Source organism: Buttiauxella sp. BIGb0552 (assembly GCF_004366275.1).
GTDB classification, from domain to species: Bacteria; Pseudomonadota; Gammaproteobacteria; order Enterobacterales; family Enterobacteriaceae; genus Buttiauxella; species Buttiauxella gaviniae.
Map to the genome: position 1 here is coordinate 702,634 of NZ_SODY01000002.1, position 15,103 is coordinate 717,736.

Consider the following 15,103-nt stretch of genomic DNA (forward strand, 5'->3'; position numbering starts at 1 on the left):
AGATGGCGCTACGCTAATCCTACCTACGGAAAACGAAGATTGCGTAGCGACTGATTACTGGCGATGGCAACAGCCCGAAAGGTTATCGATGATCGGGCAATCTGCGCTGTCGTCCCCTGGGCAGGATTCGGCAAGCGCCAGCAATTGTTGGCGCATCGCCTGAAGCTCACTGATATGTTTTTCAATATCCGCCACTTTTTGTAGCGTGCGTGTTTTCACATCCGCACTGTGTCGCGCCGGGTCGTTGAACAAATTGACCAGCTCGCGACACTCTTCAAGATTAAACCCCACCTGCCGTGCCTGGCGCAGCAAGGTCAGCTCATCAAGATGTTTTTGCGAATAGCTACGGTAGCCGTTTTCAGAACGAAGCGGTGCTGTCACGAGCCCCTTTTCTTCATAAAAACGAATCGCTTTGCTGGTTAAACCGGTCCTTTTCGCTACATCGCTGATGTTCATGTTTCCTCCTGATTTTGTCGGATGTCGCTTCGCTAATCCGACCTGCGAAAGCGGGTCATTCATACTAATGATCCTGACCCCAAAATCATATTAGAAGCGGATCTTCATACCCACCGACGCCGAAACATCTGATGACACGGAAGTATCACCTCCGCCATCCCATGTTTTCCCGATTTCAGTATAGCCCTGTACATCCGCAGTCACTGCCCATGTGGTGCCGACGGCAACTTCGGTAGTCTGGAAGCGCTGGTTGGCATTGATATCCGTTGCTGCGGCGTTATTCGCCGTGTTCTTCCAGGTCACGGTGTCCTGCCCATCAGAGAGCTCCTGCCAGTAGTTGACGCGCACATACGGTTTCACTTTGCCGTAGTTAGTATCGTAATCCGCCGCCAGTCGAACCCCGAGGCGACCAATAACAGAACCGTCAGCATTAACCGAGACTTTGGTTTTGCCACGATCCTTGAGTGTTACGTCATCAAAATCACTGTATTGGTAGATTAATTGCGCCTGCGGTTCAATCAGCCAGTTACTGTCACCCAGTTGCCACGGTTTACCCACTTCGACAGATGCCGTAAACGAGTTGCCATCAGGATTGTAAGTCTCGCGATCATACATATTCTTCAAATCAACCGAGTGGTATCCGTACTGCAAAACATTATCGACATACAAGCCGTTGGTATCAGTCCAGGTTCCGTAGCCGCCAAGGTAAGACGAGAATGTAGAGTTATAAGCGTCGCCGCCACTCATCCCGGTTATGCCACTGATTGAGCTGTCGGTATCCATAAAGGTGGTGTACAAACCCGCACGCCATTTATCGTTCTGCCAGAGATCAAGCCCCATCTGCATGCCATTGTAGTTGGTGCTGCTTTGCGATTGGGTTGGGTCATCATGTTTCTGATCGACCGACTTCACGATGTAACGCGCCCAGAAACGCCCTTCCTGATCTTCAGGCACCTCGGCCTTGTACGGTTGCTCATCACCCACACGCTGGTGAAGTGTGCCGAGCACAGTAAGATCAGCCTGGCGGATGATCGCGGCCAGCGTATCAAACCCTGGAACATCCGGTCGATAGCCCGCGCGCAAGAACCAATCCTCGCCCGCGCCCTGAGCATTTCCGGCAAACAATTGGTATTCCCAGGCTCCGGCAGTCAGAATATCGCCGCCGATGTTAAAGGCATCTTTAGTGGTCTGTGCGGTGGTAGTTGCGCCATTAACGGCGTCAACAACCAAAATACCATCACCCGTAGTAGGCTCGCCCAACTGGCTAACATCGATATCCAAAAGCGTGCTGCCAGAAGCAGTGCCGCCATTGATAACCAGACGGTCAGCAACACCAGGGCTGTGCTGTTGCGCAGCAATTTTCAACGTGCCATCGACACCCACATAGCTACCATTCACCGTGAGTGTTGAGCCCACATCACCGCCACGCAGATTGATGGTTCCCTGGTTAACCAGATTGGCGACCGACTGGCTGTAGCCGCCAGTATCCAGAGTGGCACCACTGCTAACAATATGGCTCGATTTCTGGCTAAAGCGGTCCTCGCCCGACGCAAGCAAAGTCCCTTTCTCGACAAGAGTAATCCCACTCCAGGTATTACTACCGTTGAGAATAGTGGTGCCACTACCTTGCTGCCAGACTCGCCCGCTGCCCGATATATCGCCGTTTAGGGTAAAGGTGTCGCTGCGGTTAATCGCAAGAGTCGCGTTGTCGACAATATTGCCGCCCACATTACCTGCCGTTCCACCGTTGCCCAATTGCAGCACACCATCACTGACGATGGTAAGTCCTGCAAAACTGCTGTCCTGGGTGAGCGTCAAAGTGCCTTTACCCAGCTTGGTGAAGTTGCCATTGCCGGTTACTGCACTTAACAGCGAAACCGAGTTGCCGTTGGTATCGATAGCCCCACCGACGCCAGAAAGCGTTACCTGGCGTGCCGTGTCAAAAGCGCCACCGTAGCGCAATGTGCCGCCACTCAGGCCAATTCCGGTTCCCGCAGCGCCGAGATTGCCGTCAGAAGAAACCTGCAATACGCCGCCGCTCACCTGCGTTCCTCCCTGGTATTGGTTGTTACCGTTAAGAATCAATGTGCCGAGGTCGGCCTTGTTGATGCCCCCTTCGCCGTCGATAACCGAGTTGATAGTCGCGGTGTAGCCCGCGCTCGGCGCCGTACCATCGCCTACGCGAATCACGGTATTGGCGGTATGCGTGGTGAGGTTATCACCGCCAACTACGTAACCGTCGGTGGCAAATTGCGCGCCGCTAATCGCGACTTCGCCCAGGCTTGTATCTATCGTGACATTGCCCGCAGTGCCGCCAAATACCGCGAACGAACCATCGCTAAACGGTGTATTAAAACGTCCGTCCGGGGTAGTGACGTCCGTCGTCCAGTTATCATTACCGCTGCCGCTTTGCCAGATACCGTTGCCGCCGTCGATCACGCCGTTGTTTTTCAGCGCCCCACCCGCGCCGCCAAATCCATCCCAGAAGCGCATGACATAGCCGGTGCGATTCACCAGATTGACCTGGCCTGCAATTGAGGTTTGAACATAGAGATCGTCTGCTGCCGGAGGCGCCGAACCTATCTCCAGAATATTGTCGGTCAACGCACCGGTATAATTGAAGACGCGATAAACCCCGACATCAAAGCTGCCGCCCGGAGTCTGTGTGATATTCAGTTGGCCGTTAAGGTTGAGATCGCCATTGATGTTGATCAGGTCGTTAAGCGCACCGCCAACGGTGTAAGGCTGTCCAAACTGGAAGTCGACTTGTGAGTTTTGGTTGAGTGTTAATGCGCCCATTGTCAGCACACCAACGCTTGCCAGGTCCTGCCCTGCGGCCAGGTGCCCACCGTCATCAACAACAACGCTGCCACCCAACACGCCAGCACCACCGAGTGTTGCGCCGTTATTGACGGTGGTTTTACCCGTCGCAGCCACTTGATTACCGTTGATCAACAACACGCCTTGCTGTGCGGTTGTCGCCCCGGTCCAGGTGTTAGCTGCGGTCAGGTTTAAGGTCCCGGTACCGGTCTTCACCAGGTTTCCGCTGCCGTCAATAATTCCGCTGATGGTGTCATTGCGCCCTAATGCCCCTTCAACCAACGTTGCGGCTCCCAGTGCAATGTTACCCGCGCCCGATAACGAACCGACTGACGCACTGGCCAGTGCCGCGCTGATATCAACTAAACCACCCGCAAGGTTTGAAATCACCGCCCCTGCGCCCTGCGCATTGTCGGCAAACTTAACCGTACCGCTGTTAGCAACCGTCGCCGAACCGGCATCCGCGCTGCCTCCGAGCGCAAGCATCGAACTGGCGTCAACAGTTACATTAGCGTTATCACCGTGGCTTTCATCAGTGAATGTCGCATTAGCACCTTGTGTCAGATTGATGGTGCTCTGCCCGGCCCCTGCGGTGTCGTGGAATGCCAGACTCGCATCATTGACTTCAAAGGTATGGGCCTCACCAGAGGCTGAATTATTGAGATTTAGCAATGCATTATTGGAAACAGAAACCTGGCTGTTCACCTTGCCAAACACACCAGTGGCATTAGCATTGACGGTCAGTTGCCCGTTATTGTCGTTGCCGACAATATTGGTATCGCCCTGATAAATATTTTTCCGGTTCATTTCGAGGAAACTGCTGTCGCTGCCGCCCGAGGTATCATAGACGTTGAGCGGCCCATCGCCGGCAATCAGACCCGCCGGTGTGAAGGTGTTACCGTATAAATCAAACGAACCGCCGGTGGCGCCATCAAGATAAATATTACGATTAGTAGTGAAATCAGCCCCCGCCTGCAAAGCCGAAGCATTTCTGATCGTTATGGATGTCCCTGAATCGCCCAGGCTTTCGTCTTTAGAGACCTGCAAAGTGCCGCCCCAGATCTCTACCCCACCGCTGAAATCATTGATGCCATTGAGGATCAAACGGCCCGGATCGGTTTTCAGCAATCGCACTACACCGCTGTCTAACTCGTCCTGAACCAAATTCGCATTGATTGTCGTCGTCACATTATTACTGCCCGCAGCCCCGACCCGGATAACAAAGAAACTATCCGCCTCGGTTTCCCCATCCGACTGGAAACGGTTGGCTGGTTTTGGTGCCGTAGTATTGAAAGCATCCGTTACGGTGCTGATGTAATGCAATTGAGAGATGGCATTAAGTTGTTGCAGTACATAACCATCTGTCAGGAATTGCATACCAGAGGTGATGACTCGTCCATTGTCATTACTTATAGTGACAGTGCCTTTTTGTCCTTCAAATACAGCAAAGGCAGTTGCTGCCCATGGCTCATTACCGACGCCATTTCCCTGAGTCCAGTTATTCGTCTGGCCGAATCGATTAGCACGCCAGACTCCATCCCCACCGTTGACATTATTATCGCCACCAACACCGCCTGTCCCATGGCCCGCTGCGCTACCACCATCCCAGAACTGCAGTTCTGAAGCAGGATTCAAGTAATTCAGAATAAGGTTAACTTCATTAGGAAGAGCAGTCTGAATATAGTAATCACCACCACTATTCGCCGGAAGTGAAGCAATATTCATGATGTGATTGGTTAATTCTCCTACGTAGTTAAACAGGCGATAGACGCCCGGAATGAAATAGCCCCCACTTGACAGCGTGACATTAAGATCACCATCAAGAACCAGATCCCCCCCCACATTCACGACATCGTTAAGTGCCCCACCAGACACATAGGGTTCGCCCAGTTCAAACTTGCTGTTGGTGGTGCTCGCCAACGTCAAATCACCATTGATCGTCAGTTTGCCGACCCCGCCATCTCCCGGCGTCAGAGTGGTGTTGCCTTCAAATGCGACATCCCCACCAATGGTGCCATTGCCGCCTAATGTGGTGTTCGAATGGACGGTGGTAAGCCCAGTTGCCTGGCTTTGATTACCATTGACCAGCAATGTACCTTGATTAACTTCTGTCGCCCCTTTCCAGGCGTTGGCACCACCCAGGCGCGTAATCCCGAGGCCATCTTGATGGAACGCCCCACTCCCCGAAATCACGCCGTTTAGGGCAATGTTGTCAGAACGGTCAATCGTCAAAATGCCATCATCGGTGATATTGGTGGTTTCAGACACACTACCGACAGTGCCACCATCACCCAATGCCAGTTCCGCCCCCGAGCCAATATAAGTGTTTCCGGTGTAAGTACTGTTGCCAAGCAATGTTGTTTTGCCCGCGTTGATACGTTCCATGCCGCCGCTGCCACTGATAATCCCGGTATAAATCTGATCGCTTGCACCATCAAATGACAGCAGGCTTGTCGCTCCCGAAGTGGTGACGTTGTAATTATGAATCGATGAGTCAGCAGTGGTGGCAGCGCTTGTGCCACTGCGCAGCGTCGCACCGTTGTTAATGTTTATGGCCTGCGTACCGGAAAGCACCAGGTCGTCAACAATACGTGCATCTGTGGCATCACCATTTAAGGTTAACGAACTCCAGCCGGTGCCAATATTGGTGCCCTTCGTGAGGTCATCAGCGTTAAAGGTGCCGATTAAAGCCGGAGCTGCCCCCTGATGAGTGCCGTTAAGCGTTAAGGCATTATTGGTGCCACCTTCACTTAAAATATGCGTAACGCTGGCAAGCGAAACATCACCAAGAGTTGCACTATCGTTGCCATCTGCCCCCGTAAACGTGACGCCGCCGGTGAAAGCACCCGCCGTCCAACTGAAATTATCATTACCGCTTCCAAGGTTGATTTCGCCGCGTGTATTCGCCCCCGAACCGCTTAATGCCACTACATCATTGCCGGTCCCGGTGAGAATGGCCTGCGCCGTGGCATTCGCCGCAAGCAACGTACCGCTGTTATTGACGGTCGTATTGCTCGCACTGGAAGCGTTAATTACTGGAGCACCCGCGCCCAGACTTGTTATTGTTCCGGTGTTGGTGATTGTCCGGTTGCTGCCCACAGAACCATCCGTTGCAACTATCGCAGACCCCGCCCCCGCCGCCATATTGATAGTGGCGCCGGAACTCACATTACCGGCGGTTCTTGCCAGAATACCGACACTGCCAGCCCCCGTACCATTGATGGTGTAACCATTATCAATGGTGAGATTCCCGGTTGTGGGAGCCCCATTTGCATCCATAAAGGCGAAGCCCTGGCCGTTACCGGAGATATTTAGCGTGTTGTTAGTGCCTGCGGCGTTAAACGTTACAGCCGTGCGAATCGCCGGGCCATTTGAGGCATTAATGGTCACGCCATTAAGATTGATATTCGAGGTGTCAGCATTGTTATTAATCCCTGCGCCACTGCCAGAAATGTCGATAACGGTATTACTTGCGGTAAATGATGCAGCTCCGGCATCCATCCGTACACCATCAGCCCCACCTGATGCCGTAATGTGGTTACCCGTCCCGTTAACCGTCAAGTTAGCACCAGCACCAATCAGCTGAACGGCGGCAAGTCCGCCAGAGGCATTGACGTTGCCCAGGGTGTTCACCACCGCGTTCGTCCCGCCGACGCGCACACCGACATTCCCGCTGCCCACCGCACCGCTGACACTAATCAGATTGTTGTTAGTCAGTGCGCTATTGTTTTGAATATCGACGCCAATATTGTTGGTGCCTGAGACAGTCACCGGTGCAGCTACCGTCGCCTTGCCGTTGTCATGCAAAACGATTCCGGTACTGTTGGTGCCATTTAACGAAATACCGCTACCACTGAGATTCAGCTCACCCGCATGGGAAACGTTATAGCCAACAATCCCGCTTTGCCCAGCGCTGCTTGTGACGGAAGCGTTCGATGTCACCAGCGTTTGCAATTCGTCAGTATCAATCGAGCCGTCGATATTGTAATTACGCCCATCAATCAACACAGCGGTTGTATTGTTATGCTGCAACACAATGCCGCCATCGCTAATATTACCGACCGCGCCTCCGGTGACTTTCACCCCGACCGCATTTTCACCATTCACAAATATTTTGGCGGTCCCAGTGGTGAGTGAAGTCTTGGTTCCGGTAGTTTCATCCACGCCGTTGGCAATAATCCCGGTGGCGTTATCACCAGACATTGTTAACTGATAACTCGCCGCAGCCCCTGTGCCGCCAGCAAATACCGCGCCGTGGTCAACGGCAAATAAAATAGAGTCAGCCTGGCCGTTATCATTGATATTCGCATTGCCAACATTAATCTTCGCCTTATTACCCCATGCGTAATAACCCATTTGTTTAACGTTTTCGAAAGAGAGCGTTGAAGCAGGGTTAATATCAATTTGCGCATCACCACGCGCATGAACACCAATCGCCCCCGCTGATAGCAATCTTATCGTGGAATTCAGGTCTACCTGCGCATGTTGGGTATTTAACCCTTCGGCATAAACCGCGTAGTTTCGGTAAGTATAAGGCTGGCCATCGCTACCGCCGGTGTCACCCGCCTTGCCCACGGTAATGGCACTTCCTCCGGTAGTTGTCACCGCAGCACCTGCTTTCTGCGCCAGCACATTAATGGCGATATTGTTGTCGCCATCAACGTTAATGGTGCCGCTGTGGGTCACGGTACCAATATTATCGACAACGTTCAGACCATAGTTTGCCGCAGCAGATCCGTTAGTGAGTTTGCCTAATACATTAATCGTGCCGGAGTTGGTAACCGCACCCGTTGCGCCTTCCACTGAAATCCCGGCAGCATTACGCGTCATTTCACCAATAGTTATCGTACCGCTGTTATTCACGGCGGCCGTGCTTTGCGTACGAATCCCAGCTGAAAGGTCACCACCGGTCATTGGCACCGGAGTTGGCGTGGCTGAATTAAGAACGGGATTGAAGCCGAGGTAAATATTGCCGGCATTACTAAACGTGGCATTTTGGTCGAGCCAAACCCCATAACCACCGGCTTTGCCATTCACATTATTGCTATTACCCACCACCGCGATAGTACCCGTTGCGGCGTTGGTGGCATTTGTCGTACCTGTTGCACGCATACCAATCGCATTGTTGGTGGTGGTGTCGGTAATCGCGGTATTAATATGGCCATTGTTAACCAGCGTACTGCTACCAGCCCCTTCCATCCCCACGCTACCCGCGTTAGAGACATTCTGATTGCTGCCATTTTTTTCAATAAACAATCCGGCATTTAAGGTGCCATTGTTAGTCGCAGTAGCGTTAGTTGCCATCATACCGACGGAAGTTGGGCTGCTGCCGCTGCTGCGCCACGCATTGATTGCACCGTCGTTCGTGATAACGCCGCCATTATCAGCACGCATTACCGCAGATGCGCCATCAACAGCCAGACTCCCGTCAGCAGTTACCAGCCCCGTCGCTTGTGCTCCAGTGGCATAAATAACGTTTAAATCACCGGTGGGTTGTGTGGCGTTATTGTTGTGTACGCCTTTGTCATCCCAGACGTGGTAGGTGAGATTGATACTGGTGTTTTCTTCTTTACCCAGCATGCCGGTAATAATGGCGTCGTAGGTGTTTTGTGCTTCAACCGTGGAGTCGATAACTTCACCGTTCACCTCAGCACCCGCTGTGAGCCAGTACTGAATTTGCGGTTTACCGCTATATGCACCCGCCCCTATCAGGAAGTCATTAACTTCGGCAATATCATTTGATGAGTTGATAACAAAGGTTTTATTGCCAAGCTTAAGTACCCGATTCCCGACCTGTTCATAGTTGGGCAATGTAATTGAGAAGTCGTATTTTGCGCTTTGAGCCTCAAGGCTTTGCGTATCGGTTGAAAGGACAATTGCCGGGCGAAAATGGATGTAGTTATCGGAAAGCCATTGGGTGCCACTGGCAACGCCTGCACTACCGTCAGCTTTTGCCAATACGGAATTTTTGGTCAGCAGATCGATGGTATTTTCTGGTGCAGCAATGGCAGTATTGGGATCGCTTGAACCGACATTAATATTTGCCTGCCCGCCGGTCGGAGCCACATACGCAATACCAAAATTATTAAATATCCGAATGGAGTTATGATCGTAAACCGGTAACACCATATTACTTACCGGTGTGTCACCCGCTGAGATAAAGCTCGATGAATCATAAACACTGATGACCTGATAGCTACCGTCAAGACCTGGAACAGTAACATTGAGCTCCTGACTTTCTTGTGGCACAGCAGGAGAAGGTGAATAGGTATATTGCCCAATGTTAGCCGCGGTAATTGGTGTGGGATTATTATTCGAATCAGTTGCAACAATAGTAATAATGCGATTCGGGTCGGTCCCGGTGGAACCCGGCAGACCATTTAGCACCGTAACGCCCGTGCTGTTACCGTTGGTACCGGTGGCGATATTAGGTATTGCACCGATAACATTAAGCGTTGTGCCCGCAGCATAATGATTCGCCAATGGCTGGCCATCAATGGAAAACGCATAACCGGTATTTTTCACGGCATCATAGGGAGGCAGTAATGCATAGTTTGGGTATGCAGCATTCCAGATAACATCAACTGCACTGGCAGCACCTGAATAACTCCCGGCAAGCATCAATGCTGCTGTCGTTAATAGCTTTCTGCTACCTCGCCCAGTCCTGCTACCTTTTTTCCCTGCCCGAGAAATTTCTGCCACAGCAATAAAACTATTTGCAACATGGCTCCACACTAAGCGATATATATTATTCATAAGCAGTCTCTGCATAGCCAAAATAAGTAATAACGTGCTGACACATAAAGACAACGACAAACACCTGTCGAAACACTTTGTGTAACATTAGTACATAGCTGTGCTTTGAGAAGGAAGTGGTGGAAAAAGTATTAGTTAATTAATCCCGTTTCACATAATGCTTTGAAAAATTAAAAATATTTTAAAGACGACATAGATGAATATTAATATTCTGCAAGTACTGATGAGTAATATATAAATCAAGAAAAAAGACATTGAGAATAGTAGGGGTAAATGTCTCCACCCAGAATGAACGGAGACATTAAGGTTTAATTATCAGGCATGTGAAGCAGCAAGAGTGCCGTTATTCACATTGACCGGTAACGCAGCTGTTGTGAGCGCTGCCGAAGGTGATGTATTCATTGCGGCCATAGCGTGAACAAGTTGCCCGGCAGCATCGGATGCTCCCGTTGAGTTAACGATAGCAATACCGGTATTGTAATTTCCTTTCTGCCACATTTGATCCATTGAGGCTTCAAATGTTCCCTGGACGCCGTCAGTACGGAAAGCCCCCCACGGGTTGGTAAGAATAAAATCATTCGTTACGTCATCAAAACCGATAATCGCAAAAGCATGCCCGCCAACAAGATTGGTTTGCCCAGTATCAGCATTTACGGAGCTATCCCAACTAGAAAGCTGCACAGGTTGGCCGTTTAGTACCGCGGTTTTCAATATATCAAAGTCCGTGGTATTCCATTTTTCCTCAGTTGTATATACCGCTCTGAACGTTGTGTAGGTGTCACCTGTAATTTCCCCCAGTTTGTCGTAGCCACCAGGCAAACTTGAGTAAGCATTCACTTCATTCAAATAAGTCGCTTCAAAATCAACGTTCGCCCGTTCGACAATCGCCGCCCAACTCGAGGTTGCTGAATTTGTACCACTGCTATAAGCATTGCCATCTACTGTGACCCATTGAGCCACGCCTTTATTAAAGAAGCGCACACTGTAAGTATCATTCGGGTTCTGAACAATCATTGACTTAATGAAGTCAGGTGCCGTTTCAACAACCGCCTGAAGTGCGGACAGGAGCGAACAATCCCCAATGTAACCTTGAGTGATGTCGTTAATTGATGGGCCACCTTTAGCGAAAAGTGGGCGCCCATCAACATGATCAGATGAGGAAGATTTCGGGTCGTTCGCACCATCAAACCAGGTAGAAATTAACTGGTTAAATTGCGTGGCTGACGAGCCCTCACTCAAGCTGCCAATTCGCTCCCCGTCACCGGTAGCACTCCAGTAAACAGATGCGCCATTGGTGCCCATCAACCCGCTTAATAGCGAGTAGACTGCCGAGTCAGTCCCACAAACATTGCCAACTTGCTGAACATAATATTTTATGTCGTTGTACTGGTTTGCGTTAAGGTCACCGGTTAATTGAGAGGCTAAATCCTTAAGAATTGACTCAATCGTTGTAAAGCTAAACAAAGAAGAGTCGTTGGTCACTGCGTTATGCATGCTGGTTTTCAGTATCGGGTCATGCACACTGTCAACCAATGAGAAACCCGTATCCACAGATTTGTTAATTAACGCCTGTTGGCCTTGTGACAGAAGCCCCTGTTGCTCGATAGACAGCATTGGGGAAAGCGTTAACAGCTGATCGGAAGTGAACGACGACACCATATCAATCAAATCAGAGAAATTATTCAAAGCAAGGAAATGTCGATATTCCAGCCCAATAAATGCAACAGGAGTAAGGGTCTTAAGCTGTGACGGAGTGAGCGCACTCATTGCATCCAGACTCAGGTTATTGAGGAATGTCGAGGAAAAACCTGATAAATCATTGCCAAAGGCCTGCATTTGGGCGGTGGTAAAACCTTGAGTTGCGGCCGCTGAGATCCAACTAAGGTGCTGCAATCCCTGAATTTGCTCGGCACTTAATGAGGCAATTTGCTGAGCGGTTAACCCTTGATATTCAGTTTTAGATAATTGCTTAATGGACGAAACTGGCAGTTCGGAAATATTTAAATACCCAAACTGATCGCTAGTCAGTGCATTCAGATGCGGAGCAAATGCGACTTGTGCTGCCGTTAATGCAGCCAAATGGTTGTTATCCCAATGCTTAAAATTATCAGTCTGAATATGAGTAAACTGATCGGCAGTTATCCCTTTCATCGCATCCGGACTTAAACTGTTAAACCAGTCAGAAGAGAAGAAGTAAAAATTATAGATAATTCCGCCAACCTGGTCCGCAGTTAATTGGGCACGACGTTCAGCGTCCAGCCCATTAAAGGCATCAAGGTACACCTGGCCCATCTGTTCAGGTTTTATTGCATGGAATGCTTCTGTCGTCAGGTTATTAAACCAGCCAGGGGAGAACCAGTAAAAATTCTGGGTGCAATTCTTAATCTGATCTGGCGTAAACCCAGATGCAGCATCATCGGTCATCCATGCGGCATGGCCCATTGCGTTAATTTGTTCAGCGCTTAAGGTGGCAATTTGATTAGCTGTCAGCCCTTTATATTCGGTGTCACTCAAATAACTAAAGACTGACGTTTGCATTTTGGAAAGATCTAACAGGCCAAATTGCGCACTACTCAGCCCACCAAAGTTATTCATGCCGCTGATCTGTTCTGCACTAAGGGAGTGCAAGTGCTCGTTATCCAGGGCCGCAAGCGTTGCGCTGGAAATCTGGCCTGCCTGAACAGGCGTCATCGCCTGCAATGTTTCAAGGCTCAGGTTATTTAACCAACCCGCCGAGAACCAGTTCATACCGATACTGATGTTTTGCACCTGTTCTGGTGTGAAAGCGCTCGCAGTGGCATCCGACATCCAGGATGGGTGGTACATCGCCTTAATTTGTGCAGGACTTAAGGTGGCAACCTGAAGTGCAGTTAATCCTTCATATTCCGTTTTGCTTAAACCGTTAATAGCTGATTCGGACAGTTGGGAAATATTTAACAGTCCAAACTGTTGGCTATTCAGCGCACTTAAGTGCGTTATTGCAGCAACCTGATCCGCACTTAAATGTGAAAGTACGTTGTCACTCAAAACAGGCATTTGAGCTGCCGTAAATCCACTTACCGCAGCAACCGACAGCAAGTCTACGTGTTGCAGGGCATTAATTTGTTCCGCACTTAATGCCGCTGTCTGTTTTGCGCTAAGCCCCGCATATTCAGTCGAGGTTAAATTGGCAATAACAGAAACCGGTAACCCAGAAATATTTAATAAGCCAAACTGAGCGCCAGTCAGCTCCTGTAAACTATTCATTGCCACAACTTGTTCGGCTGTGAGTTGCGCAAGCTTATTACCCAACGCCGCGGTTTGCACTGCGGTAAATTCGCTTATCACCCCTACAGGCAGCCATTCCACGTGTTTTATTGCCTGAATTTGTTCAGTGCTTAAACCCGTAATTTGATTCGCTGTCAGTCCGTCATATTCGGTTCTGCTTAAATTGCCGATGACCGATGTCGTCATTCCGGAAAGATCTAATAAACCAAATTGCGCACTACTCAGCCCACCAAAGTTATTCATGCCGCCGATCTGTTCTGCGGTAAAGGCATGCAGGTGTTCGCTATCCAGAGCCGCAAGTGTGGTGGTGGAAATCTGGCCTGCCTGAACAGGTGTCATCGCCTGAAATGTTTCAATGCTCAGGTTGTTAAACCATCCTGCGCTAAACCAGTTCATACCAATATTAATGCTTTGTATCTGTTCCGGAGTAAAGGCGCTGGCCGTGGCATCAGATATCCATGACGTGTGGGCCATCGCATGGATTTGCTCAGAGCTTAAAGTAGCAATCTGCTCAGGAGTCAGCTTTTGATAAACCGCCTGACTCATTGCGCCAATAGTAGATGTTGAAAGCTCTGAAAGATTCAGTACGGCAAATTTATCGTTACTTATTCCATCAAGCTGGCCGGCAGTGAGTGCGGAATACGAATTTTTCGTCAGATTTTTTAACGTTGAAACTGAAAGTTCGGAAATATTAAGCAGCCCAAACTGGGCGCTACTGAAGGCATCAAGGTGTGAAATGGCGTTAACCTGCCCCGCGTTTAACACCCACAGATGTGAGTCCTTCAGGTCTTTGAGGTTTTCAGCTGTGATACTGGAGAGTTGAGCGTGACTTAGTGCGCCGAAATTCCCCCTCGGTATCTCATTAAGATGAGCCGAAGTAATAGCGGCAAAAGCCTGCTGATTGAGACTGTTTAAAAAATCAGGCGTGAACCAGTAAAAATTCACCTGGATATTCGCTACCTGATCGGGTGTAAATGCCCCCAGATGAGCGTTGTCCAGGCCACAAAGAGTATTGGTGGTTAACTCATTCATCTGCTTTTGTGTCAGCCCATGTAATGCTTCGGTGCTGAGATGGTTAAACCATCCAGGTGCAAACCAGGACATGCTGATATTGATACTCGCCACCATTTCAGGTGTAAATCCAGCCGCTGTAGCGTCCGGCATCCACGAGGTATGACTCATGGCATGAATTTGGTCTGCAGTCATCTTGCTGACAAAATCTGCGGTCAGCAGTTCGTAATCAGATTTGCTCCATGAACCAATTGAATTAAGGTCGGGCATGGGGGGGGTATTTTGTATGGAATCAGGCACAGCGTGACCTCTTACCGGAATGGATAATATTTATTAGAAATGAATAACCACCTGCAATATAAGTATCGTGGCAGGCGGTTAAAGGTTAATAGCGCACACATCCTTTAAGTGATTGAAAGAAAAAGATGAGTTCATATAAATATTATCAATCAACATCATTACCAGCAGCTTTTATTTTTGCTGGAAAATTCAACACAACACATTAAATAGTAACATTTCAAAGTAACATAATACTTACAAGTATTAATTGGTATTTACTAAAGCAAAAGACTTTGTGTTTTTTCTGTTCAATTATCACTAATCAATGAGTGATAACTTAAAAAAAACTATATTTATTTATCAGTAAAGTTACAAGCAAGGTACTACTTCGCAACGTAACCGAGGCATAATATAATTCGCAAATGTCTAATTTTACTTATTTTTTATGAGCATGGCATTTTGACAACATTCAGTGCCTGTGATATTTAATCGCGCATATTTTATACCCGTAATC

Annotated in this window: 3 protein-coding genes; all 3 read right to left on the reverse strand. The window is 49.3% G+C overall.

What is annotated here, in order from left to right:
- Nucleotides 1-54: 54 nt before the first annotated feature.
- The 3 genes from cueR to EDF88_RS08050 all read right to left on the reverse strand — a co-directional run bounded on the left by cueR (nucleotide 55) and on the right by EDF88_RS08050 (nucleotide 14,580).
- Nucleotides 55-456: a Cu(I)-responsive transcriptional regulator gene (cueR, locus tag EDF88_RS08040; RefSeq protein ID WP_064516773.1), complete on the reverse strand. Its 402-nt coding sequence runs from the start codon at nucleotides 454-456 to the stop codon at nucleotides 55-57.
- 90 nt (nucleotides 457-546) lie between these two features.
- Nucleotides 547-10,032, reverse strand: coding sequence for an autotransporter-associated beta strand repeat-containing protein (locus EDF88_RS08045; protein ID WP_134183964.1), 9,486 nt, complete (start codon nucleotides 10,030-10,032; stop codon nucleotides 547-549).
- 315 nt (nucleotides 10,033-10,347) lie between these two features.
- Complete coding sequence (locus EDF88_RS08050) at nucleotides 10,348-14,580, reverse strand: C2 family cysteine protease (protein WP_134183966.1); 4,233 nt, start codon at nucleotides 14,578-14,580, stop codon at nucleotides 10,348-10,350.
- Between the last annotated feature and the right edge of the window lie 523 nt (nucleotides 14,581-15,103).